The following is a 23,109-nucleotide window of genomic DNA, read 5'->3' on the forward strand; positions in this document are numbered from 1 at the left end:
ACGCACGACGACGCCCGGTCACCGCGAGGTGACCGGGCGTCGTCGTGCCGGGGACCGGGGTCAGCCGGCCGCGGCCACCTCCACGCGACCCGCGCGACGGCGGCGCACCGCCAGGAGGGCCGCACCGGTGAGCAGCAGCGTCCCGGCCAGGAGCGCGAGGCTCCCGGCGTCGGAGCCGGTGGTGGCGAGCGCCCCCGAGTAGGCGTCGCACTCGACGTCGCCGCCGACCGGGAAGCTCACCGTCACCGGCGAGAGCGCGGTCCCGGCCTCGTAGAACCCGGCGAACGCCTTCGCGCCGGCGGCCGTGAGGGTCGCGGGGACGCCGCTCCACGTGATCGTGGAGTCCGACGTCGCCTTCTTCCCCGACAGGTCCAGGCTCGCGAACGCGACGCCGGTCGACGAGGACTTGTTGCCCTCCATGTCGCTGCTCTGCACGTCGACCACGAGCGTGCCCGACGACCCGTCCACGACCACCCGCGGGTTGCTGATCCGCAGGTCGAGGATGCCCTCGTGCCCGGAGAACGACACCGACCCGCCGAAGCTCGCGCGGCCCTTGCCGAGGTCCGTGTTGAACGAGCCCTTGCCGCCGCTCCACGTGAACGCCGAGCCGCCGTCCCGCACGCCGTCCGTCGAGACCGAACCCTTCGCGATCGGGCCGGTGACGTACGACTTGAACCGGTCGCTCACGCCCCACGAGAGGGTCGCGCCGTTGACGCCCTGCGCGAAGCACTGCTCCGTCGCGCTGCCGGAACCGGAGCCGGTGCCGGTCGTGCCGGCGCCCACGATCGTGATCGGCGCGGACGCCGTGTGGTCCGCACCGACGAGGAGGAGCGTGTGCTCGCCCGGGGCCACGTCCTTCGGGATCGTCACGGTCGAGCTCGCGGCGCCACCGGCGTTCGCGGTCGTGCCCGTCGCGAGCGAGCGCGGCGTGGAGCGGAGCTCCGTGCGGATGCCGGACTCGCGCGCGCCGAACCCGACGCCGCTGATCGTCACCTCGTCGCCCGGGCGAGCCTGCGCCACCGAGAGCGTCGCCTTCGCCGGGTCCACGGACCCGCCGGTCGAGCCGTCGCCCGGGGCGCCGATGGTGCCGCCGCCCCCGGGCGCGATCGCCTTCGCGCCGACCGTGAACGTCACGGGGTCGAGCGCGGTCCCGGCCGGGTAGAAGCCGACGAACGCGAGCGAGCCGTCCGCGGTGAGCGTCGCGGCCGCGTCGCGGAACGTCACGGCCCCGTCCGCGCTCGTCGTCGGCGCACCGAGCGCCAGAGTCGCGACGGCGACGCCCGTGCGGTCGAACGTCGAGCCGTCCAGCCCCGTGGAGCGCGCGTCCGCGAGCAGGCGACCCGTGCCCGGGCCGGTGATCTCGACCACCGGGTTCGACAGGGTGAGGTCGAGCGCGCCCGCGTGGCCGGTGAAGCGGACCGTCCCGGCGTACCGGGCCGTCCCCCGGCCGCTCGACGCGGTCCACGTGCCGCCGTCGGCCTGGCCGAAGCGGAAGACGCCGTCGACGACGCTCGCGCCGCTCGTCGCCGTCGCGCCGCCCTTCGCGACCGGGCCCACGATGTAGCTGCGGAACGACTCCTTGACGCCCCACGTGAGGCTGCCGGCCGTCGTCGGCGCCGGGGTCACCGGCGTGGCGGTCACCGCGACGGTCACCGGCGCGGACGTCGAGCCGCGGTAGGCGGTGGCGTCCGTGGGGACGAACGTCGCGCTCAGGGCGTGCGACCCGACGGCGAGCGGGGCCGTCCGGAACGTCGCGACACCGTCCGTGACGGTCGCGGTGCCCAGGGTGGTGCCGCCCGCGACGAACCGGACCGTGCCGGCGGTCTTCGGCGCGACCGTCGCGGTGAGCGTCACCGCCGTGCCCTCGACGACCGACGTCGCCGACGACGCGAGCGTCGTCGTGGTCGACTTCGCCTCGCCCCCGGGGACCGGGGCGGTCACGGTCAGCGTGGTGCTGCCGGTCAGGCCGAGCTCCGACGTGACGACCACGGGGACAGGCCCGGCGGCGGTGTCGGCGGGGACCGTGAGCACGAGCGTCGCGCCGTCACGGGAGTACGACGCCGGGGCGCCGCCGAGCGTCACGGCCTTGACCGCGTCGTCCGCAGCGAGGCCACGCACGGCGAGGCGGACCGTCGAGCCGGCCTCCACCGTGGTGGACGCGGGCGTGACGGTGAGCGTGCCCGGCGCGTCGTACGCGACGGGGACGAAGAGCTCCTGCGCGGCGTTGCTCACGCCGCCCGCGCCGTAGGTGGCGACGCCGTAGCGACCGCCCTCGAGCGCGGCGGGGTTCTTCACGACGAGACGCGCCTCGAACGTGCCGTCCGGCGTGATGTCCGCCCACTGCGCCCGGACCACCGACTGGTACTGCGCGGGGACCTGGTCGAGCACGGGCTCGGCGAGGGCCCACACCTGCGAGCCGACCTTGCGGGTCGACGCCGCGGCGCCCTCGGACGGCCGCCACTGCTCGGCGAAGCTCCCGAACACGACGTAGGTGCCCTGCGGGAGCGTCGCCGGGATCGGGACGCCGCGCCCGCCGACGTTCGCCGCCGGGTCGAAGCCGGTGCCCCGGACGACGATCGTGTCGCCCGCTGCGACCGGGGTGTCGCCGAGGGGCGTCGTGCCGTCCGCGGCGAGCACCGAGATCTCGGGCTCCCACACGGGCGCCTCGGGCTCCGTCGTGAACGCGACGGGCGCGTACAGCTCCTGCGCGGCGTTGACCGTGCCGCCCGCGGCGTACGTGTAGACGCCGTAGCGGCCGCCCTCACGCTCGAGCTCGCTCGCGACGAGCTCGGCGGTGAACGTGCCGTCCGGCGCGAGCTCGGCCCACTGCCCGCGGATCGCGGACTGGTAGCGCGGGTCCACCTGGTCGAGGGCCGCGGACGAGAGTGCCCACCGCTGCGAGCCGGCCGTGCGCGCGCTCGACGGGGCACCCTCCGACGGGCGCCAGTCGGCCGCGAAGCTGCCGAAGACCACGTAGGTGCCGGCGGGGATGCCGCCGGAGATCGGCGGACGGTTGCCCGCCGGCGCGACGTTCGCGGCCGGGTCGAAGCCCGAGCCCTTGACGACGATCCTGTCGTCCGGGCGGACGGGCGCGTCCCCGAGCGGGGTCGTGCCATCGGCGGCGTAGAGGGTGATCCGCGGCTCCCAGACCGGCTCGGGCGTCGTGCTGCCCTGGACCGCGACGGGCGTGAACGTGTCGAGGCTGCGGTCGGTCACCGAGAGGCCGTGTGCGGCGGACGTCGCCACCACGTACTGCTTCGCCGGGTCGAGCTTTCCGCCCGGGACGGTCAGCGTCGTCGTGAACGCGCCGTCGCGCACCTGCTGCGGCATGACCCAGCCCTGGGCGAGCCACCCGCTCGCGACCAGGGGGCCGCTGCCGCCCCAGATCGAGGCGTCGCCGAGGAGCACGTACGCGCCGTTCGCGGCGCCCGCGCCGACGAACCCGGTGCCCTGGATCGTGAACGTGTTCTCCACCGCCGGGTCGACGGGCGCCGACGGCGACACCGTGACCGCGGGGTCGACGGCGGGCTCCGGCTCGGGCTCGGGCTCGGGCTCGGGCTCGGGTACGGTCACCGTGTGCGCGACGGCCGCGGAGGCCGAGGCGACGAACGCGGCCGGGTCGGCGGGCGCGAAGGCGGCGCTCAGCTGGTGGCTGCCCGGGGCGAGGGCCGCGGTCTCGAGGCGCGCGACGCCGTCGGCCACGGGAGCGGTGCCGAGGGCGGTGCCGCCGTCGCGGAACTCGACCGTGCCCGCGGCGGCGGGCGCGACGGTCGCGGTGAGCGTCACGCTCGCCCCGGCCGCGGACGTGCCCGCGGGCGCTGCGGCGAGCGCGGTCGTCGTCGCCTGCGCGGGCGCCACGGGCTCGGGCGACACGACGCGGGCGGTCAAGGTCGACAGGGGCTTGCCCGCGTACGACGAGAAGTACGGCGAGACGTTCCCGAGCGTCCCGACGACGGTCCCGTCGGCCACGAACGTGACCTCGTCGCCGGTGCGCGTCGCGGACACCGTGACGTCGGCGACCTTGACGTCGTTCCCCGCGCCGGGGTTCACCGTGCCCGCGAAGTCCGCGTAGACCGCGCCCGTGGTCGGGCCGGTGAGGTCGAGCCGCACGTCGGAGATCGTCACGTCGAGCGCGCCGCGGTGGCCCTCGTACCGGGTCGATCCGCCGAGACGGACGGAGCCGGTCCCGGACGCGTCGTCGTAGCTGCCGGACGCGGGTCCGTAGGACGCCTGGCCGCCCTGGAGCGCCGGGGTGATCGTGCCCTGGGCGATGCCGCCCGTGACGTACGACGTCCACGAGTCGACGAAGTTCCAGGTGGCCGACCCGCCGATCACGTCGGCCGCGGCCGCCTGGGCCGGGGCGCCGGTGCCGGCGACGGTGAGGCCGGCGGCGAGCGCCGCGGCGAGGAACGAGGCGAGGGCGCGTCGGACGCGTCTCGACGATGAAGTGCGCACAAGGTCTCCCGTGCTGGTCCGGGCGAGGTCCCGGCGGGGAGCGGGACCGAGACGGGAGCGTGCTCACGCTCCGCCGAGACGGACCATATAAGGGTCGCCTCACCAAAGCAAGGTAAGGCTGACCTATCGAGATGTGACGCGCGCCTCCTCCCTCCACGACGACGCCCCGCGGCCCAGGAGGCCGCGGGGCGGTGCGCCGCGTCGAGCGGCGGGAGACGGAGCGGGAGGGGCTCAGGCGAGGCCGAGGTCCTCCAGGCTGAACAGGTAGTGGTACGGCACGCCGAGCGCCTCGATCTTCGCGCCCGCACCCGTGGCACGGTCGACGATCGTCGCGACGCCCGCGACCTCGCCCCCGGCCGCGCGCACGGCCTCGATCGCCGTGATCGGCGAGCCGCCCGTCGTCGTGGTGTCCTCGACCACGACGACGCGCCGGCCCGCGACGTCGGGGCCCTCGATCTGGCGCTGCATCCCGTGCGCCTTCGCCGCCTTGCGCACCACGAACGCGTCGAGGTCCTGACCACGGGACGCGGCGGCGTGCAGGAGGGCGGTCGCGATGGGGTCGGCACCCAGCGTCAGGCCGCCGACGGCGTCGATCTCCGCCGTGCCGAGCCCCTGCTCCTCGAGGAGGTCCAGGAGCTGGTGGCCGATGAGCGGCGCCGCGCGGTGGTGCAGCGTCACGCGGCGCAGGTCCACGTAGTAGTCCGCCTCCTTGCCCGAGGAGAGCGTCACGCGGCCGTGCACGACGGCGAGCTCACGGATGAGGCCGAGCAGCTGCTCGCGGGGGGTCGAGGCGAGCGTCGAGGCGGGGTCGGTAGTCACGACCGCCAGGGTATCGGGCCCGCCCCGTGCCTAGCGGTACTTGCCGATCGCGCGGACGGCAGAGCGCGGCATCGCGCGCAGGGCCGCCGACGCGACCCGGTACCGCACCGACGGCGTGGAGATGACGACGCCCCGCCGGACGTCCGCGAGCGCCTCCGCGACGACCCGGTCGGCGTCGAGCCACGCGAGGTCGGGGAGCACCGACTTGTCGATGCCGGCGCGGTCGTGGAACTCGGTGTGCGTGAAGCCGGGGCACAGCACGGTCGCCGTGACGCCCGTGCCGTGCAGCTCGACGGCGAGCCCCTCCGTGAAGGACCGCACCCACGCCTTCGCCGCCGCGTACGTGCCGCCCGCGGTGAGGGCCGCGACCGACGCGACGTTGAGGATCGCGCCGCGCCCGCGCTCCGTCATCTGGCCCGCCGCCGCGTGCGACAGCACCATGACGGCGCGGACCATGACGTCGAGCGCCTCGAGCTCGACGTCGAGGTCGCCCCCGACGAAGTGCTGGTGCGTCGCGAAGCCCGCGTTGTTGACGAGCAGGCCGACCGGGCGCTCGTCCGGGCCGCCGGTCGTGGCGAGGCGCTCCGCGACGCGCGCGACGTCGTCGGGCACGGAGAGGTCGGCGCGCAGCACCTGGACGCGCACCCCGGCCGCGGCGCGGATCTGCCGTGCGGTCTCCTCGAGGCGCGCCTCGTCGCGCGCCACGAGGACGAGGTCGTGCCGCGCCGTGGCGAGCTGCCACGCGAACTCCAAACCCAGGCCGGCGCTCGCGCCGGTGATGAGTGCTGTCGCCATGGTCACAGCCTACGGGCGCCCGGGTGACCCGGGCGCCCGCAGGCGGGGTGGAGTCGCGTCACCGGGCCGGCGGCTTGACGGCGAGCACGGGGCACGCGGCGCCCAGCAGGATCTGCTGGGCGGTGGAGCCGAGCACGAGCTTCCCCACGGGCGTGCGGTGCCGCACCCCCACGACGACGAGGTCGGCGTCGACCTCGGCCGCGACACCGAGCACGACCTCCGCGGGCAGCGCGGAGGACTGCAGGTGCCGCACCTCGTGCTCGACGCCCGCCTCCTCGAGGATCGTGCCGACCTCGACGAGCTGGTCGTGGTCGGCCCAGCGCGGGTCGACGAGCCGGTCGCCGCGCGTCGTGTTGACCACGACGACGCCGGCGCCGAGCAGGACGGCCGCCCGGGCCGCGGCCCGCGTCGCGGCGGTCCCGAGCTCGCCGGGCGCGTAGGCGAGGACGACGGTCATCAGCGCACCTCCTGGTCCTGGGCCTCGACGCGGACGTCCTCCGCGAGCGCCGCGAGCTCGGCGCCGGTGCGGCGCTCGCGCCGGCGCAGCCAGAGGCCCGCGAGGACCACGACGGCGACGAGGGCGTAGGCCGTCGCGGCGAACGGGCTGGTGACGAGCGTCGTCAGGTCGCCCTGGCTGATCGCGAGCGAGCGGCGCAGGCGGTCCTCGGCCATGGGCCCGAGGATCATGCCGACGACCATGGGCGCGACGGGGTAGCCGTAGCGCCGCATGAAGAACCCGATCGCGCCGATGACGAGCAGGATGAGCACGTCGACCGGGGAGAAGTTCAGCGCGTACGAGCCGAGCGCGCCGAACAGCAGGATGCCCGCGTAGAGGTAGTGCCGCGGGATCTGGAGCACCTTCACCCACATGCCCACGAGGGGCAGGTTGAGCACGATGAGCATGAGGTTGCCCACGTAGAGGCTCGCGACGAGCGCCCACACGAGCGCGGACTGGCTCTCGAAGAGCAGCGGGCCCGGCTGGATGCCGTACGACTGGAACGCGACGATGATGATCGCGGCGGTCGCCGTCGTCGGGAGGCCGAGCGTGAGGAGCGGCACGAGGACGCCGGACGCCGCGGCGTTGTTCGCCGCCTCCGGGCCCGCGACGCCCTCGATCGCGCCCTTGCCGAACTCGTCCTTGTGCTTCCCGGCGGACCTGCGCTCGGCGGCGTACGACAGGAAGGTCGCGACGTCGGCGCCGCCCGCCGGGATGGTGCCGACGGGGAACCCGATCGCCGTCCCGCGCAGCCACGGCTTCCACGAGCGCCGCCAGTCCTCGCGCTTCATCCAGGAGCGCCACCCCTTCTCGACGGGGATGACGTGCACGGGACCGTGCCGCAGGCGCGACCCGACGTACAGCGCCTCGCCCACCGCGAAGAGGCCGACGGCGACGATGACGACGTCGATCCCGTCGGCGAGCGTCGGGACGCCGAACGTGAACCGCTGCTGGCCGGTGAGCGTGTCGGTGCCCATCAGCCCGAGGAACAGGCCGAGCGACAGGGACGCCATGCCGCGCGGCACCGACGACCCGAGCAGCGCGCCGACGGTCACGAACGCGACGACCATGAGCGCGAAGTAGTCGGGCTCGCCGAGCTGCACGGCCCAGCGCGCGACGTACGGCGCGACGAACGTCAGGGCGACGGTCGCGATGGTGCCCGCGACGAACGAGCCGATCGCGGCGGTCGCGAGCGCGGCCGCCCCGCGGCCCATGCGGGCCATCCGGTTGCCCTCGAGCGCCGTGACGATCGACGACGACTCGCCGGGCGTGTTGAGCAGGATCGACGTCGTCGACCCGCCGTACATGCCGCCGTAGTAGATGCCGGCGAACACGATGATGGCGGCCGTCGCGTCGAGCGAGTACGTGAGCGGCAGGAGCAGCGCGATCGTCATCGCGGGGCCGATGCCGGGGAGCACCCCGACCGCGGTCCCGACGAACACGCCGAACAGCGCGTAGAGCAGGTAGACGGGCTGGACGACGGTCGCGAACCCGTCGAGCAGCGCGGTGAGGTTATCCACGGAACCAGGTCACCCCCTCCAGGAGCGGGCCGGGCGGGAGCGACAGCCCGAGCACGCCCCCGAACAGGACCTGGATCACCAGGGCCAGGACGAGGCCGAGCACGGCGGCGCGCCACCACGGGCGGGCGCCGAGGACGATCGCGGCCCCGGCGAACAGGAGCGTCGCGGCGAGCGGCCACCCGACGAGGTTGATCGCGTAGACGTGGACGAACAGCACCGCGCCGAGGAGACCGACGGTCAGCCAGTCGGTGCGGGCGTCGGGGTCGACGTCCTCGCTGTCCTCCTCCTGGCCGCCGTGCCCCCGCCAGACGGCGACGAGCAGCACGAGCCCGGTGGCGAGCAGCAGCGCGCCCACGAGGTAGGGGAACGCACGGGGACCGAGCGTGTTCGACGAGCCCGGCACGACGATCGTCCCCGCGTCGAGGAGCACGAACACCCCGAGGGCGGCGGTGACGCCGGCGACGACGAGCTCGCCGGGTCGCCGCCGGGGACCCGCGGCGGGGGTGGCGCCTGCGGGGTCCCCGGCGGCCTGGCCGTCGGCGGGGTCGCCGACGGCCGTCGCCGGCGCCGGCCCGGGGCGGGGCTCGGCGTCGGACGGTCCTGGCTCGGGAGCCGCGGCGGACGACCCCGCGGACGGAGCCTCCGACGACCCCGGCTCGCGCGACGCGTCGGGTGGCGCGTCGCGCGAGGCGCGACGCCTGGTCACGGCGCGACCAGCCCGACGTCGGTGAGCGTCATCTTGATGTCGGCGATGTTCTCCGTGAGGAAGCCGTCGAACTCCTCGCCCACGAGGAACGCGTCGTCCCAGCCCTTCTCCTCGAGCGTCGCCTGCCACTCGTCGGACGCGACCATCTCGCTGACGAGCAGCTCGAGGGCGGCGCGGTCCTCGTCGGAGAGGTCGCCCGGCGCGACGACGCCGCGCCAGTTCGTGAGCTCGACGTCGTACCCGGCCTCGGTCATGGTCGGCACGTCGGGCAGCAGGTCCGTGCGCTCGGCGCCCGAGACCGCGAGCGCCCGGACGGTCCCGGCCTTGACCTGCTCCGCGTACTCGCCGACGCCCGAGATCCCGGCGCTGACCTTGTTGCCGAGCAGCGCGGCGAGCGACTCGCCGCCGCCCGAGTAGGCGACGTAGTTGAGGAGCCCGCCCACCTCGGCCGACGGCACGTCGGCCGCTTGGAGGAGCATCCCCGCGAGGATGTGGTCGGCCCCGCCGGCGGAGCCGCCGGTGATGGAGACGGACTTGCCGTTCGCCACGACGTCGTCGACGAGGTCCTCGAGCGTCTGGTAAGGCGACGACGCGGGCACGACGACGACGAGGGGCTCCTCGGTGAGGCGCGCGATCGGGGTGGTGTCCTCGATGCGGGCCTGCGACTCGTTGGTCTCGACCGCGCCGACCATGACGAGGCCCATGACGAGCAGCGTGTGGGGGTCGGTGGTGTTGGCGAGCGACGCGAGACCGACCGTGCCGCCGGCGCCGCCGACGTTCGTGACGGTCGCGGTGCGCACGAGCCCGGAACCCTGGAGGTCCTGCTGCATCGCGCGGCCGGTCTGGTCCCAGCCCCCGCCGGGGTCGGCCGGGACGACGATCGCGAGCTCGTCGACCGACGCGGCGGCCCCGCCGGACGCGTCGCCGGAGCCGCCCGTCGTGGGGGCGCCGGGCTCGAGGCCCGAGCACGCGGCGAGACCGAGGACGAGTCCTGCGGCGAGCGTCGCGGTGAGAGCGTGCCGCGGGCTGACGGTGTGCCCGGAGCGCGGGCGGACGACGGATCGCATGTCTCCTCCTTGAGCGGGACCCGCAACGGCGCGGGCCTCACGACCTGATCCGGGGAGCCTAGGAGCGCCGGGCGGCACGGCGAGGGCTGCGGTCGTACTGGACGTTGTGGTCGATCCGGTGGTTGCGGTCGTTGTGGTCACGGCCGAGGCCCGGGTGCGGCGGACCTGGGGCACACTGGTGCGGTGGGTCGAGCAGTGTCGCTCCGGGTGCAGCTCCTCGTGCTGCAGGTCGCCATCGTGCTCCTGGTCGTGGCGTCGGCGGGGGCCGTCGCCTCGACCCTGCAGCACCGCCAGCTCCGCGACGCCTACCTCGACCGCATGACCGCGGTCGCGTTCTCCGTCGCGCGGCTGCCCGCGATCATCGACGCGTTCGACGACGACGACCCCGCCGCGACGATCCAGCCGATCGCGGAGGTCATCCGCGAGGCCTCCGACGTCACGTACGTCGTCGTCACGGACGACGAGGGCGTGCGGTACTCCCACCCGGACCCGACCCGCATCGGCGAGAGGGTCTCGACGGACCCGTCGGTCCCGCTCTCCGGCGAGGTGTGGACGGGCACGCAGACCGGCACGCTGGGCGAGTCGTGGCGCGTCAAGGTCCCGGTGTTCGGGCCCGAGGGCGACGTCGTCGGGACGGCGAGCGTCGGCATCCTCGAGTCCGACCTGGCCGACGACCTCGCCGACGACCTCGGGTGGCTGCTCGCGGCCCTCAGCGTCGCGGCGGCGCTCGGGGTCGTGTGCGCGGCGTTCGTGACGCGTGCCGTGCGCCGCCGCATCTTCCGGCTCGAGCCCGAGGAGATCGGCCGGCTGCTCGAGACGCGCGACGCGATGCTCCACGGCATCTCCGAGGGCGTCGTCGCGCTCGACCGCGACGGCGCGGTCGTGCTCGTCAACGACGAGGCGCAGCGCCTCCTCGGGATCGCGGCGGCCGACGCCGTCGGGCGGCCCGCGCACGACGTCCTCGACCCGCAGCTCCTCGCGCTCGTGCCCGACACCGCGGAGACGGCCGACGACGCCGACGCGCCCGCCGCCGGGCCCGAGGAGGGCGGCGCGCTCGTCCTCGCGGGCGAGCGCGTGCTGCTCGCGCGCGCCGACCGGGCCCGCGTCGACGGGCGCGCCGTCGGGACCGTGCTGCTCCTGCGCGACCACACCGAGCTGCACGCGCTCCTGCGCGACCTGGACGGCGCGCGCGGCCTCACCGACGCGCTGCGCGCGCAGTCCCACGAGTTCGCCAACAAGCTCCACGTCGTCTCGGGCCTGCTGGAGCTCGGGCAGGCCGACGAGGCCGTCGCGTTCATCGAGCGCGCCGGGCACGGCGGGCTGCTCACCGCGTCGGGCGTCGCGCCCGGCGTCCACTCCCCCGAGGTCGCGGCGCTGCTCCTGGTCAAGGCCACGACGACGCGCGAGCGCGGCTCGCGCCTCGAGGTGTCGCCGTCCGCGCACCTCGCCGCGCCCGCGGGGCCCGACGACGCCGCCCTGCACGGCGACGCCCTCACCGTGCTCGGCAACCTCGTCGACAACGCGGTCGACGCCGTCGGGCCCGGGGGCCGCGTCCGCGTGCTCGTGACCGACCGCGCGCCCGACGGCACGGGCCCGACGCCGGGCGACCGGGTGGTCGTCGTCGTCGAGGACGACGGGCCTGGCATCCCCGCGGGCTCGCGCGCCGACGTCTTCGCCGCCGGGTACACCACGAAGGCGGGCCCGCCCGGGCGCGGGATCGGCCTCGCCCTCGTACGGCGCGTCGCCGCGCGCCGCGGCGGGACGGTGGAGGTGACCACCTCCGTGCTCGGCGGGGCGCGCGTCGCCGTGGCCCTCCCCGCGCAGCCCGTCGACGCGGCCGCGGGCGCCCGGGCCCGGACGCCGGAGACGGCGTCGTGACCCCCGCCGGCCGCTCCCCCGCCCCCACCGGCGCGCCCACGGCGCCGCCGGGCGACCGGCTGCGCGTCCTCGTCGTCGAGGACGACCCGACGATCGCGCGCCTGCACCGCGGCTTCGTCGAGTCGCACCCGCGCTTCGTCGTCGTCGGTGAGGCGCGCACCGCGGCCGAGGCGCTGCGCGCGTTCGCCGTGCTCGACCCGGACGTCGTGCTGCTCGACATCTACCTGCCGGACGCGACCGGGCTGCACGTGCTGCGCCAGATCCGGCGCCGGCCGTCCCCGCCCGTCGACGTCGTCGCGACGACCGCCGCGCGCGAGCTGGAGAGCGTCCGCCAGGCCATGGCGGGCGGCGTGCAGCACTACCTCGTCAAGCCGTTCACGGCCGCGGCGCTGCGCGGCCGGCTCGACGAGGTCGCCCGTCTGCGCGACTCGCTGCGCACCGCGGGCGACGAGCTCGACCAGGACGCCGTCGACCGCCTCGTGCGGCGCGGGACGCCGGAGGCCGCGGCGCTGCCGAAGGGGCTGTCCGAGCGCAGCCTGCGGCTCGTCGTCGAGGCGCTCGGGGCCGCGTGCGCCGACGCGGGCGACGCGTCGGCGGGCGAGGTCGCCGCGCGGACCGGGATGTCGCGCGTGAGCGCGCGCCGCTACCTCGAGCACCTCGTCGCGACGGGGCGCGCCGACGTCGCACCCCGGTACGGCGCGGCCGGGCGACCGGAAAACGGCTACCGGCCCGCCTGACCGTCGGGGCCGCTGCGGGTCGCTGCGGGTCGCGCCCGCGACGCCGTACGGTGGGGCCCGTGCGCCTCGCGACCTGGAACATCAACTCCGTCCGTGCCCGCGTCGACCGCGCGGTCGCGTTCCTCGAGCGGACGGGGACCGACGTCCTCGCGCTCCAGGAGACCAAGTGCACGGACGCGCAGTTCCCCGTCGCGCCGTTCGAGGCGGCCGGGTACGAGGTCGCGCACGTCGGCGTGAACCAGTGGAACGGCGTCGCCGTCGTCTCGCGCGTGGGCCTCGACGACGTCGAGACGTCGTTCCCCGGGCAGCCCGCGTTCGGCGACAAGGTCGAGGCGCGCGCGCTCGGCGCGACGTGCGGGAGCGTGCGCGTGTGGAGCCTCTACGTGCCGCACGGGCGCGAGGTCGGCGACCCGCACTACGCCTACAAGCTGCGCTGGCTCGACGAGCTGCGCGCGCAGGCCGCGGGCTGGCTCGCCGCCGACCCGGCGGCGCAGGTCGCGCTCGTCGGGGACTGGAACGTCGCGCCGCTCGACACCGACGTGTGGGACGTCGCGTACTTCGCCGGGAAGACGCACGTCACCCCCGCCGAGCGGGACGCCTTCGCCGCGTTCGGCGCCGCCGGGTACACCGAGGTCACGCGCGAGGCGATCCCCGCCGAGCGCACCTACACCTACTGGGACTACCAGCGGCTGCGGTTCCCGCGGAACGAGGGCATGCGCATCGACTTCGCGTACCTGTCGCCCGCCGCCCGCGCGCGCGTCACGGGCGTGACGATCGACCGCGACGAGCGCAAGGGCAAGGGCGCGTCGGACCACGTGCCGGTCGTCGTCGACCTGGCGGGCTGACCTCCGGGGCGTCCGCCGTCGGGCTCGGGCCGCGGGTCGGCGCCGCGGGTCCGGGCCGGGCAGGGCGCGTCCCCTCGCTACGGTGTGTCCATGACGACGCCACCCGTCCCTCCGTACGGGTCCCCCGACGAGCCCGCCGACCCGTACGCCCCGCGGCGTCCGCACCAGCCGCCGCTCACGCCGTACCACCCGCCCACCGAGGACGCCCCCGCCGCGCCGGACGACGGCGGGTTCGTCGCGCCGTCGGGCGCCGGGGGCGGGTACGGGAGCACGCCGGGCGGCGGGAGCGGGTACGGGAGCACGTCGGGCGCCGGCGCCCCGTACGGCGCGCCGGCCGCGCCCGCCGGGTCCCCCTACGGCCCCGGCTCCCCCTACGCCCCCGGGGCGACGCCGTCGTACGGCGGGACGCCCGGGTACGCGGCGCCGCCCCGACCCGCGGCGTACCCGGCGCCGGGCTACGGGGGCTACCCGCCGCCGTACGGCGCGCCCTACGCGCCCCCGCCGCGGACCAACGGGCTCGCGCTCGCGTCCATGATCGTGTCGATCGCGAGCCTCGTGCTCTGCGCGGGCTTCCCCGGCCTCGTCGGCCTCGTGCTGGGCATCGTGGCGCTCAACCAGGTCATGCGCGACGGCACGCGCGGGCGCGGTTTCGCGGTGACCGGGATCGTCGTCGGCGCGGTCGGCACGGCGTTCGCGATGCTCGTGGTCCTCGCCGGCACGCTCGGGGACTCGGCACCGTGAGCGACGACGACCTCTTCGCCCCGCCCGGCGACGCCGCGTCCGGGCCCTCGGGACGCCCGCCCGTCCCGCCCCCCTCGGGAGCGCCCGGGGCCGCGGAGCCTCGCGCCGCGGAAGCCGGAGCGCCCCGGCCCGGCCCGACGCCGCACGGCCCCTCCGGTGCGGCGGCACCCGTGCCGCCGCCCGGGCCCGGGGACCGGCCCGGCTTCGCCCCCGAGACGTACTACGCGCCCGGGTGGCAGCCCGCAACGCCCGGCGTCGAGCCGCTCGCCGTCGCGAGCGTGCCCGCGGGCGTGGTGCTCGGGCCGGTCGGGGTCGGCCTCGGCGCCGCGGCCCTGTCGCGCGTCCGCTCCCGCGGCACCCGCGGACGCGGCCTGGCCGTGACCGGGATGGTGCTCGGCGCCGTCGCGACGCTCGGATGGGTGGTGGGCGGGATCGCCTGGTGGCAGGGCGAGCAGGCGCGCACGCCGCTCGCGGGCGACGTGGACGCACCCCGCACGGTGAGCGCGGTGCAGCTCGTGCTGGGGACGTGCCTCGACGAGCTCCCGCCCGACGGCGAGGTGTCGCGCGTGCGCGCCGTCCCGTGCGCCGACGAGCACCGTGCGCAGGTCGTCGGGCGCACCGACCTGGGCGCGGACGAGGTCTGGCCCGGCCAGGACGCCGTGGACCGCCGCGTGGCGCGCGTGTGCACGCCCGAGACCCTCGGTCCGGATGCCCCGGAGGACGTGCGGCTCGTGGTGTGGGCACCGACCGAGGCGTCCTGGCGCGGCGGCGACCGCACGGGGCTGTGCCTGGCGAGCAGCGAGGCCCCGCTCCCGGCGGACCTGATCGGCTGACGTCCCGGGCGGACCGCGCCGTCAGCGTTCGGCGTCGGACAGCACGAGGCGCAGGTACGCGCGCAGGTCCGCGGCCATGTCGACGCGCTCGGGCCGCGGGCGGTCGAGGGACAGCAGCCACTGGACCTGCAGACCGTCCATGAGCGCGACGAGCTGGCGGGCCGCGACCTCCGGCTCGACGCCGTCGCGCAGGCCGCCCGCCCGGGCGCGCCGGGACAGCTGCTCGCCGATGCGCGCGACCGTGGACTCGTAGCGCTCGACGAAGTACGCGTGCGCCGGGTGGTCGGGCGACGTCGCCTCGGCCGCGAGCGCCGTGAACAGCTCGACGATGGGCCTGCGCAGGGCGTTGCGCTCGACGAGCCGCACGAGCGCGTCGAAGAAGTCGGTCCCGCGCGCGAGGTCCTCCTCGAGGTCGGCGCGGTCGACGGTCTCCCGGTGGTCGAGCACCGCCTCGAGGAGCGCCGCCTTCGTCGGGAAGTGGTGGAGCAGCCCGGGGTGGGACATGCCGACTCGGGACGCGAGCTCGCGCAGCGACGCGGCGTGGAAGCCGACCTCGCCGAAGAGCACGACGGCCGCCTGGAGGATCTCCTCACGCTTGGCGCGTCCCTTCGCGTACCCGCGGGCGGGGTCGGGCGCCGCGGCGCGGCGGGAGCCCGTGGGGTCCTGCCCGGCGCCGATGGCCGCGCTCGTCATGGCACTGCTCCGTCCGTCGTCCGACGAGGGCACACCCTACCGACCGCGGTGCGGCCCGGCGGGGTGCCCGCGCCCGGGCGGAGGAGGTTCAGGGTGCGGGGGCGAGCGTCGGGGCGGGCTCGTCGGCGCTCGACGACGGCCCGGGCACCGCGACCGACGGCCGGTCGGCGGAGGGCGTCGGCGCGGGCTCGGCCGGGGGCGTCGGGCCAGGTCCGGTGGGGTCCTCGACGTCGGGCGGCGCGGCCCGCAGGGCTTCGGCGGTCGCCGCGGTGACGGTGCCGTCGGGCGTGAGGCCGTGCGCCTTCTGGAACGACCGCAGCGCGGTGCGCGTGGCGTCGTCCATCGTCCCCGTGACGGCGACGTCGGCACCGTGCACGCGGAGCCGCTCCTGGACCCACGAGACGGACGCCGTGCCGGGGTCGGTCGTCGGGGAGGGCGTGGGGGTGGGCGCGGTCGGTCCCGGGGTCGGCTCGGACGCGGTGGGAGCGGGCGCGGGCTCGGTGGTGGGCGAGGGCGCGCCGGGCGCGGCCTGCTCTCCCGGGCCGCTCGCGGACGGGCGCGGGGACGGGGCCGGGCGCGCGTCGTCGGACGTGCCGTCCGCCGCGTCGGGCGGAGGGATGCGGGTCACCTCGGGGCGGGGGGTGTCGGGGCGCGGCGTGACCGCGGGGACCGCGTCCTCGCCGTTCGCGCCGCCCTCGGCGGAGACCCCGCCGACGACGACCGCCTCGCCACCGCCCGTCGCGGCACCGACCATGCCCGCGACGGCGACGACGAGCGTCACCGCCCCGGCGCCGGCGGCAACCGTGACCCACGGCGTGGCGGTGCGGCGCGCGGGCCGCTGGAGGGGGGCGGTGCGGTCCCGCTCGGCGGGTCCGGACCGGTCGTGGCGTCGGCGCACGTCGCCTCCTTCCGGGGCTGTCGAGGGGGCGGACGGCGCGACACGCTGCCCACCAGGGCGATCGGGTGGACGTCCACCCTGCCCCATCCCGGCTCGTGTGTCACGCCCGACGCCCTCACCTGCGGCGATACCCGCCACGGCTCCCCCGGTCCAGCGGGGCGGCGCCGCGCCTCCCACGGAGGTCGCAACGCAGGTTCCGCCCTGCGCCGCAAGACCCGGCGGGGGCCCGCGCGACAGCCTGGTGGGGCACCGCACGGGAGGCCCGTGCGGGACGCACGAGGGAGGGACCGGCATGACCACCATCCACGTCTCCGGGCTGCGCAAGGCGTACGGGGCGTTCGACGCCGTGCACGACGTGACGTTCACCGCCGCGCCGGGCCGCGTCGTCGGGCTGCTCGGCCCGAACGGCGCGGGCAAGACGACCACGCTCCACGTCCTGCTCGGGCTCGCGGCCCCGACCGCGGGCACCGCGACGTTCGACGGCCGCGCGTTCGCGGACCTGACGCACCCGGCCCGCACCGTCGGCGCGCTGCTCGACGCGGGCGGCCTGCACCCGGGACGCACGGGCCGCGACCACCTGCGCGTGCTCGCGTCCGCCGGCCGGATCCCGGCGCGTCGCGTCGACGAGGTGCTCGCGCTCGTCGGCATGACCCCCGCCGCAGACCGCCGTGTCCGGACGTACTCGCTGGGGATGCGGCAGCGCGTCGGGATCGCGGCCGCGCTGCTCGGCGACCCGGAGGTCCTCGTCCTCGACGAGCCCGCGAACGGTCTCGACCCCGCCGGGATGCGCTGGCTGCGCGACCTCGTCCGCGCGTTCGCCGACGACGGCGGCACCGTGCTCCTCGCGAGCCACGTGCTGTCCGAGGTGCGGCAGGTCGCGGACGACCTTGTCGTCGTCGGGCAGGGGCGCGTCGTCGCGGAGGGGCCGCTCGACGAGCTGCTGCACGGGGAGTCCCTCGAGGACTTCTACCTCGACCTGACCGCCACGACCGAAGGGGTGCGCTGATGTACCGCGCCGAGATGCTCAAGCTCCGCACGACCCGCGCGACGTGGGTCGTCGCGGCCGTCGCCGTCGCCGGGATGCTCGTCGTCCAGTCCTTCACCCTGCTGCTCCCCACGATCCTGCGCAGCGCCGACGCGGCCGGCGGCGGCACGACCGTCGGGCTCCAGGCCCCGCCCGAGATGGTGGCCGAGCTCGCGCCGGACCTCGGCGCGCTCGCCGACGTCTCGCAGCCCGCGTTCCAGCGCTCGATGCTCGACCTCCTCGGCACCGGCCTCGGCGGCTCCGGCTCCGTCGGCGTCGCGACCGTGTGCATGCTCCTGCTCGGCGTGCTCGCCGTGACGACCGACTTCCGCACGGGCGGCATCGTGCCCACGGCGCTCGTCCAGCCGTCGCGGCTGCGCATCCTCGGCGCGAAGGCGGGCGCGACCGCGACCGTCGCGCTCGGCGTGGGCGTCGTCCTCGCCCTCCTGGGCGCCCTGGGCCTGCTCGTCGCGATCGTCACGACGCCGGGCGCGGGCCTCGCGCTCGGCCCCGGCGACGTCCTCGGCGTCTGGGCCCGCGGGCTCGCGGTGCTCGTCCTGCTCGCGTGGCTCGGGCTCGGCATCGGCACCCTCGTGCGCGGCCAGGTCGCGGGCGTCGTCACGGTCGCCGCGCTCGCGCTCGCCGAGCCGATCGTCCGCGGCGCGGTGACGCTCCTGTCCGGCGGCGACTCGGCCGCGGCCGAGTGGCTCCCGCTCGGGCTGGGCGCGCTCGCGTCGACCGGCGGGTCCGCCGCGACGCTCCTCGGCGGCGCGGCCCCGCTCGGCGCGCTCGCCGCCCTCACCGGGCTCGCGGCCTGGGCCGCGGTCCTGCTCGGCGGGGGCGCCGTGAGCCTGCGCCGGCGCGACCTCGTCTGACCACAGCCCGTCCCGCTCCCGACGCGACGACCCGGTCGTCCACAGGCCGGGAGCCGCACGGCGCCGTCGGCCCGCCCGCCCCGTAGGGTGGGCGGGCCCGACGGCGCACCCCGTCCCCGCACCCGTCGCCCGTTGGAGGAGGACCGTGACCGAGACCCTGCGCCGCGCGCTCGACCGGGTCGGCGTCCGCACCGACACCGGCCGCGACGCCGTGCTGGCCGGTGTGGTCGCCCTCGCGACCGTCGTGCTGTTCCTCGGCATCGAGCGCGTCCTCGCGACGGAGGTCGGGGCCACGTTCGGCGCGCCGGGGGAGAGCCTGATCAGTCCGGGCGTGCGCGCGACCGTGCTCGCGCTCGTCGTCGGCCAGGCCGCGGCGCTCGTGCTCCGCCGTCGGGCGCCGCTGGTCTGCCTCACGCTGACCGTCGTCGCGCAGGTGGCGATCACCGCCCTCCTGCCGCCGTACGTCGGGTTCCAGGCCCCGGCGACGCTCGTCGCCGCCTACTCCGCCGGGGCCTACGCGCCCCGCCGCGCGCGCCTCGGGGCGCCGGCGCTCGCGGCGCTCGCGCAGGTCCTGCTCGTCTTCGCGCTCGGCGGGTTCGGTGTCCCCGCCGGGGCCGGGCCCGCGCAGCACGCGCTCCAGGTGGGGGGCGCGCTGCTCTCGGCAGTCCTCACGTTCGTGGGCGCGGCGCTCGTCGGCTCGTACGTCGCGACGCGGCGCGAGCTCGTCGCCGAGCTGCGCGACCGCGTGGTGCGCGCCGAGCGCGAGCGCGAGGCGCTCGCCGCGCAGGCGGTGCTCGAGGAGCGTGCCCGCATGGCGCGCGAGCTGCACGACGTCGCGGCCCACCACCTCTCGGGCATCGTCGTGCAGGCGTCCGCGGCGGAACGGCTCGTCGACGCCGACCCGGAGCGCGCCAAGGAGTCGGTGCGCTGGATCCGGTCGCAGGGCCGCGAGACCCTCGACGACCTGCGCCTCGTGGTCGGCATCCTGCGCGGGCGCGACGACGAGGGCGACGAGCGCGAGGCCCCGCAGCCGACGCTCGCCGACCTCCCCGCGCTCCTCGAGACGGCGCGCGCGGCGGGCACGACGGTCACCGTCGAGACCGAGGGCGAGCCCTGGGAGCCCGCGCCCACCGCGCAGATCGCCGTCTACCGCGTGCTGCAGGAGGCGCTCGCCAACGCGCGGCGGCACGCACCCGGGCGACCGGTCGCGGTGCGGCTCGCGTGGAGCCCGGCGGCCGTCGTCGTCACCGTGCGCAACCCCGCCGGTCGCGTCGCTCCCCCGCAGGACGCGCGACCGGGCCACGGCCTCGTCGGGATGCGCGAGCGCGCGGCCGTGCTCGGCGGCACGCTCGACGCGCGGCGCACGCCCGACGGCGCGTGGCTCGTCCGGCTGACCGTCCCCCGCGCGCCCGCGCGCGACCCCCGCACCCCCGCCCAGGAGGCCTCGTGACACGCGTCGTGCTGGTGGACGACCAGGCCGTCGTCCGCGCCGGTTTCACCGTCATCCTCGAGAGCGAGGGCCTGGAGGTCGTCGGCGAGGCGTCGAACGGCGCGGACGCCGTGCGGGTCGCGCGCCGCGAGCGCCCCGACGTCGTGTGCATGGACGTGCGCATGCCCGGCGGCGACGGCATCACGGCCACGCGCGCGCTCGCCGGGCCCGACGTCGCGGACCCGGTGCCGGTGCTCGTGGTGAGCACGTTCGACCTCGACGACTACGTGTTCGGGGCGCTGGAGGCCGGGGCGAGCGGGTTCCTGCTCAAGGACGCGGAGCCGGAGGTGCTCGTGGACGCCGTCCGCCGCGTCGCGTCGGGCGACGGCCTCGTGGACCAGTCGCTCACGCGCCGCGTGCTCGGCGAGTTCGCGCGGCGTCGTGCCCCGGTGTCGCGGGACGACGACGCGGCCGCGCTCCTCACGCCGCGCGAGCTCGACATCGTGACGCTGCTGTGCCGGGGGTCGTCGAACGCGGAGATCGCGACGGCGCTGTTCCTCGAGCCGAGCACCGTGAAGTCGCACCTGAGCCGGGCCATGACGAAGACGGGCGCGCGCGACCGCGTGCAGCTCGTCGTGTGGGCGTTCCGGCACGGGATCGTCGACCCGGCCGCCTGACCTCAGCCCACCGGCCGCGGGACCGCGAACCGGGCGTGCACCGGCGCGGCGACGTGCACGAGCGGCGGGTCCGCGGGGGGCAGCCCGAGGCGGTCGAGCAGGTCGGTGTCGAGGACGTCGAGGGTTCCGCGTCGCAGGGTCCACGGCTCGTGCACGACGGGGAACCGCCACAGCCGCCCGGCCCGCGCGCCGTACGCGGACCACCGTGCCGTGAGCCACCGCACGAGGCCCGACGACGCGTCCACCTCCTCGTGCGCGCGCACCTCGGCGTGCAGGGAGAGGTCGCGCAGCCCCGGGTGCTCGTGCGGCACGCGCAGGGGCCCGCGGCCGTCGGACCGGAACCGGTAGCGCACCGCGGACGGCGCCCCGGCCCGGTCGCCGCGCGCGTGCACCGCCGCGCGGGCCGGGTGGTACGGGACGCCGGCCGCGCGCGTCGCGGCGACGAACGCGCGCGACGTCGCCCACAGGCCGAGGAACCACACGCCCTCGGTGCCCGCACGGTCGCGCACGTACACGCGGACGTTGAGCTCGGGGAACGCCGACCACGCGCCCAGCGGCGGCAGCGGCGGGACCCGGACGCCCGCCATGCGGAACGGGACCACCCCGAGCCACGTCGTCCCACCCGCCTGCTGCACGGTGAGGTCGGGCGGGAGCCAGCCCTGCACGACGGCCGGGTCGACAGGCCAGTGCAGGAACGTCAGGGCCTCCCAGCGCTGGGCGTTCACCACCACCCGCGGTGTCGGGTGCGGCGACGCGCCGGGCGGCGTGCCCCGCCCCGCACCGGGCGCGCTCGGGTGGTCGCTCACCGCGTGCCCGCCGCGTCGGCCGCGTCGGCCGCGAGGCGGAGGTCGTCGACGAGCGCGGCGAACGCCGCCTCGCGCTCGGCGCGGTCACGTACGCGCAGCAGCGCGGACGGGTGGGTGGTGAGGACGACGCGCGGCGCGTCCGTCGGCCGAGGCGGGCGGGCGCCGTCGGGCGGCTCGGAGCGCCCACCGCCGCCGGGTGCGCCCGGGGAGAACGGCGACGCCGGCTCCGCGTCGCCGAGGTCGAGGACCCGTCCCCGCTCGGCGGTCACGCGCACGGGCCGCCCCAGGACGGCGCGCCCCGCGGTCGCGCCCATCGCGACGACGACGCGCGGCCCCACGGCGGCGACCTCGGCGGTGAGCCACGGCAGGCACGCACGGACGTGGGCGACGTCCGGGCTCTTGTGCAGGCGGCGCCCGCCCCGCTGCTCGAACCGGAAGTGCTTGACCGCGTTCGTCAGGTACACGTCGTCGGCCGCGAGCCCGGCCGCGTCGAGGGCGTCGTCGAGGAGGCGCCCGGCCGGGCCCACGAACGGCTCGCCCTCGCGGTCCTCGTGGTCGCCGGGCTGCTCGCCGACGAGGGCGAGCCGCGCGTCGTGCGGCCCGCGCGAGAACACGACCTGCGTCGCGTCCGCCCAGAGCTCGCACCCGTGGCAGTCGTGCGCCGCCCTGTCGAGCGCCTCGACGTCGTGCACGGCGCGGCCGCGGGGCAGCCACTCCTGCGCGCCGGGACGCTCGGGCGGTCGTGGGCTCATGGCCCTACGGTGCTCCCGCGCGCTCGCCCTCGCACGAGGTCGGCGCACCGGTCAGAACAGGCTCAGCGGTTGCCGGGAGCACCGCGCGTGAGGTCCTCGGACTCCTCGGGGTGGTAGACGCACACGTGCAGGGCGTCCGGTCGCACACTGACGTCGAGGCGCTCGTCCGGATCGATGACGTCGCCGTCGAGCTGGCGGGGCTGCGGCCGGTCGGACACGACGGACACCTCACGCCCCCGCACGACCTCGCGGCTCGGCACCCGGCTCTTGCCGCGCACCACGCCCCACAGGAGCTGGACCCAGTGCTTGAGGTTCCGGGGCGCGAAGATCGCGACCTCGAGCTGGCCGTTGTCGGGTTCCGCGTCCGGGAGGAGGTTCGTCCCGGCCTGGAGCCGTCCGACGTTCCCGATGACCACGGTGCGCGCCCGGCGGCGGCGCGTCCGCCCGTCGACGGTGACCTCGACGTGCATCTCGTCGTCGGCGAGGTGCTTGAGCGCGGAGAAGACGTACGCGATCGAGCCCGCGCGGGCCTTGAGCGCCGTCGGCGCGTCCTGCATCATCGCGGCGTCGAGGCCCATGCCCGCCATGATCGCGAACGTCTGCCCGTCGGCCACCCCGACGTCGATCGTGCGCCGGCCGCCCCGCAGCACGAGCCGGATCCCCTCCTCGGCGTCCGACGGGACCCCGAGGTTGGCGGCGAGCAGGTTCCCCGTGCCGCCCGGCAGGATCGCCAGCGCGGCGTCGGTGCCCGCGAGCCCCTCGACGACGGCGCGGACCGTGCCGTCCCCGCCGCTCACGAAGACCACCTCGGCGCCGTCCTCGACGGCCTGGCGCGCCTGGCCCGTCCCCGGGTCCTCGGCCGTCGTCTCGAGCCACGCGGGCTCGGGCCACCCGGCGTCCGTGAGGCGCGCGACGATGAGCTCGCGCAGCGCGTCGAGCCCCTCGACGCGGTTCGGGTTGACGATGACCGCGGAGCGGCGCGGGACGTCGTCGGGCCGCCGCTGCGCGGAGGTGGTCGCGGAAGAGGTCGTCTCGTCGGTCGGCACGGACCGAGTATGTCCTG

At 76.8% G+C, this 23,109-nt stretch carries 21 protein-coding genes; 9 read left to right on the forward strand and 12 right to left on the reverse strand.

What is annotated here, in order from left to right:
• Positions 1-60: 60 nt before the first annotated feature.
• The 7 genes from BXA05_RS02230 to BXA05_RS02260 all read right to left on the reverse strand — a co-directional run bounded on the left by BXA05_RS02230 (position 61) and on the right by BXA05_RS02260 (position 9,858).
• Positions 61-4,455 (reverse strand): HtaA domain-containing protein, encoded by a 4,395-nt coding sequence (locus BXA05_RS02230; protein WP_076403645.1) that lies wholly within the window; start codon positions 4,453-4,455, stop codon positions 61-63.
• A 231-nt stretch (positions 4,456-4,686) separates the two neighbouring features.
• Entirely contained in the window at positions 4,687-5,274 is a 588-nt protein-coding gene (gene pyrE / locus BXA05_RS02235) for an orotate phosphoribosyltransferase (protein ID WP_021483023.1), read from the reverse strand.
• Between the two features lie 30 nt (positions 5,275-5,304).
• On the reverse strand, positions 5,305-6,069 hold the full coding sequence (locus BXA05_RS02240) for an SDR family NAD(P)-dependent oxidoreductase (protein WP_061267145.1): 765 nt from the start codon (positions 6,067-6,069) through the stop codon (positions 5,305-5,307).
• A gap of 58 nt (positions 6,070-6,127) precedes the next feature.
• Positions 6,128-6,526 (reverse strand): universal stress protein, encoded by a 399-nt coding sequence (locus BXA05_RS02245; protein ID WP_061267146.1) that lies wholly within the window; start codon positions 6,524-6,526, stop codon positions 6,128-6,130.
• Entirely contained in the window at positions 6,526-8,085 is a 1,560-nt protein-coding gene (locus BXA05_RS02250) for a tripartite tricarboxylate transporter permease (RefSeq protein ID WP_043653871.1), read from the reverse strand. Before BXA05_RS02250 ends, BXA05_RS02245 begins: the two co-directional genes overlap by 1 nt.
• Complete coding sequence (locus tag BXA05_RS19510; protein WP_143311006.1) at positions 8,078-8,791, reverse strand: tripartite tricarboxylate transporter TctB family protein; 714 nt, start codon at positions 8,789-8,791, stop codon at positions 8,078-8,080. The genes BXA05_RS02250 and BXA05_RS19510 overlap by 8 nt, the downstream gene beginning before the upstream one ends.
• Positions 8,788-9,858, reverse strand: a complete 1,071-nt coding sequence (locus tag BXA05_RS02260) for a Bug family tripartite tricarboxylate transporter substrate binding protein (protein WP_076403647.1) — start codon at positions 9,856-9,858, stop codon at positions 8,788-8,790. The genes BXA05_RS19510 and BXA05_RS02260 overlap by 4 nt, the downstream gene beginning before the upstream one ends.
• Before the next feature lie 183 nt (positions 9,859-10,041).
• Here BXA05_RS02260 and BXA05_RS02265 point away from each other — a divergent pair, with 183 nt between their 5' ends.
• The 5 genes from BXA05_RS02265 (at position 10,042) to BXA05_RS02285 (ending at position 14,892) form a co-directional block, all read left to right on the forward strand.
• A complete protein-coding gene (locus BXA05_RS02265; RefSeq protein WP_241005689.1) occupies positions 10,042-11,736 on the forward strand; it encodes an ATP-binding protein in 1,695 nt (564 codons plus the stop codon).
• Complete coding sequence (locus tag BXA05_RS02270; protein WP_083711271.1) at positions 11,733-12,473, forward strand: response regulator; 741 nt, start codon at positions 11,733-11,735, stop codon at positions 12,471-12,473. Before BXA05_RS02265 ends, BXA05_RS02270 begins: the two co-directional genes overlap by 4 nt.
• Positions 12,474-12,532: 59 nt before the next feature.
• On the forward strand, positions 12,533-13,318 hold the full coding sequence (locus BXA05_RS02275) for an exodeoxyribonuclease III (RefSeq protein ID WP_076403651.1): 786 nt from the start codon (positions 12,533-12,535) through the stop codon (positions 13,316-13,318).
• A gap of 90 nt (positions 13,319-13,408) precedes the next feature.
• On the forward strand, positions 13,409-14,059 hold the full coding sequence (locus BXA05_RS02280; protein WP_076403653.1) for a DUF4190 domain-containing protein: 651 nt from the start codon (positions 13,409-13,411) through the stop codon (positions 14,057-14,059).
• A 170-nt stretch (positions 14,060-14,229) separates the two neighbouring features.
• Positions 14,230-14,892: a DUF4190 domain-containing protein gene (locus tag BXA05_RS02285; protein ID WP_083711420.1), complete on the forward strand. Its 663-nt coding sequence runs from the start codon at positions 14,230-14,232 to the stop codon at positions 14,890-14,892.
• 21 nt (positions 14,893-14,913) lie between these two features.
• On the opposite strand, the gene BXA05_RS02290 is transcribed toward BXA05_RS02285, so the two are convergent.
• Positions 14,914-15,585, reverse strand: a complete 672-nt coding sequence (locus tag BXA05_RS02290) for a TetR/AcrR family transcriptional regulator (protein ID WP_083711273.1) — start codon at positions 15,583-15,585, stop codon at positions 14,914-14,916.
• 88 nt (positions 15,586-15,673) lie between these two features.
• The gene (locus BXA05_RS02295) at positions 15,674-16,483 is read right to left on the reverse strand and encodes a peptidoglycan-binding domain-containing protein (RefSeq protein ID WP_061267151.1); all 810 of its coding nucleotides are present in this window, start codon (positions 16,481-16,483) and stop codon (positions 15,674-15,676) included.
• Positions 16,484-16,775: 292 nt separating this feature from the next.
• Here BXA05_RS02295 and BXA05_RS02300 point away from each other — a divergent pair, with 292 nt between their 5' ends.
• The 4 genes from BXA05_RS02300 (at position 16,776) to BXA05_RS02315 (ending at position 20,488) form a co-directional block, all read left to right on the forward strand.
• Positions 16,776-17,489, forward strand: coding sequence for an ABC transporter ATP-binding protein (locus tag BXA05_RS02300; RefSeq protein WP_076403655.1), 714 nt, complete (start codon positions 16,776-16,778; stop codon positions 17,487-17,489).
• Positions 17,489-18,382 (forward strand): hypothetical protein, encoded by an 894-nt coding sequence (locus BXA05_RS02305; protein ID WP_076403657.1) that lies wholly within the window; start codon positions 17,489-17,491, stop codon positions 18,380-18,382. Before BXA05_RS02300 ends, BXA05_RS02305 begins: the two co-directional genes overlap by 1 nt.
• Before the next feature lie 145 nt (positions 18,383-18,527).
• A complete protein-coding gene (locus BXA05_RS02310; protein ID WP_076403658.1) occupies positions 18,528-19,832 on the forward strand; it encodes a sensor histidine kinase in 1,305 nt (434 codons plus the stop codon).
• Positions 19,829-20,488: a response regulator gene (locus BXA05_RS02315; RefSeq protein WP_076403661.1), complete on the forward strand. Its 660-nt coding sequence runs from the start codon at positions 19,829-19,831 to the stop codon at positions 20,486-20,488. Before BXA05_RS02310 ends, BXA05_RS02315 begins: the two co-directional genes overlap by 4 nt.
• 2 nt (positions 20,489-20,490) lie before the next feature.
• Here BXA05_RS02315 and BXA05_RS02320 read toward each other — a convergent pair whose 3' ends face one another.
• The 3 genes from BXA05_RS02320 to BXA05_RS02330 all read right to left on the reverse strand — a co-directional run bounded on the left by BXA05_RS02320 (position 20,491) and on the right by BXA05_RS02330 (position 23,092).
• Positions 20,491-21,216 carry a YqjF family protein gene (locus BXA05_RS02320; RefSeq protein WP_170963118.1) on the reverse strand — a complete coding sequence of 242 codons (726 nt, stop codon included), beginning with the start codon at positions 21,214-21,216 and terminating at the stop codon, positions 20,491-20,493.
• 74 nt (positions 21,217-21,290) lie between these two features.
• Positions 21,291-22,046 (reverse strand): UdgX family uracil-DNA binding protein, encoded by a 756-nt coding sequence (locus BXA05_RS02325; protein WP_076403663.1) that lies wholly within the window; start codon positions 22,044-22,046, stop codon positions 21,291-21,293.
• A gap of 62 nt (positions 22,047-22,108) precedes the next feature.
• Positions 22,109-23,092, reverse strand: a complete 984-nt coding sequence (locus BXA05_RS02330; RefSeq protein WP_083711277.1) for a diacylglycerol/lipid kinase family protein — start codon at positions 23,090-23,092, stop codon at positions 22,109-22,111.
• Positions 23,093-23,109: the final 17 nt, after the last annotated feature.

It is taken from the genome of Cellulosimicrobium funkei (assembly GCF_900155925.1).
GTDB lineage: Bacteria > Actinomycetota > Actinomycetes > Actinomycetales > Cellulomonadaceae > Cellulosimicrobium > Cellulosimicrobium funkei.

Excerpts from the sequence above, each read along its gene's own strand:
- BXA05_RS02300 (WP_076403655.1), top strand. The coding sequence starts at position 16,776 with ATGACCACCATCCACGTCTCCGGGCTGCGCAAGGCGTACGGGGCGTTC.
- BXA05_RS02240 (WP_061267145.1), bottom strand. The coding sequence starts at position 6,069 with ATGGCGACAGCACTCATCACCGGCGCGAGCGCCGGCCTGGGTTTGGAG.
- BXA05_RS02280 (WP_076403653.1), top strand. The coding sequence starts at position 13,409 with ATGACGACGCCACCCGTCCCTCCGTACGGGTCCCCCGACGAGCCCGCC.
- BXA05_RS02260 (WP_076403647.1), bottom strand. The coding sequence starts at position 9,858 with ATGCGATCCGTCGTCCGCCCGCGCTCCGGGCACACCGTCAGCCCGCGG.
- BXA05_RS02290 (WP_083711273.1), bottom strand. The coding sequence starts at position 15,585 with ATGACGAGCGCGGCCATCGGCGCCGGGCAGGACCCCACGGGCTCCCGC.
- BXA05_RS02325 (WP_076403663.1), bottom strand. The coding sequence starts at position 22,046 with ATGAGCCCACGACCGCCCGAGCGTCCCGGCGCGCAGGAGTGGCTGCCC.
- BXA05_RS02245 (WP_061267146.1), bottom strand. The coding sequence starts at position 6,526 with ATGACCGTCGTCCTCGCCTACGCGCCCGGCGAGCTCGGGACCGCCGCG.
- BXA05_RS02305 (WP_076403657.1), top strand. The coding sequence starts at position 17,489 with ATGTACCGCGCCGAGATGCTCAAGCTCCGCACGACCCGCGCGACGTGG.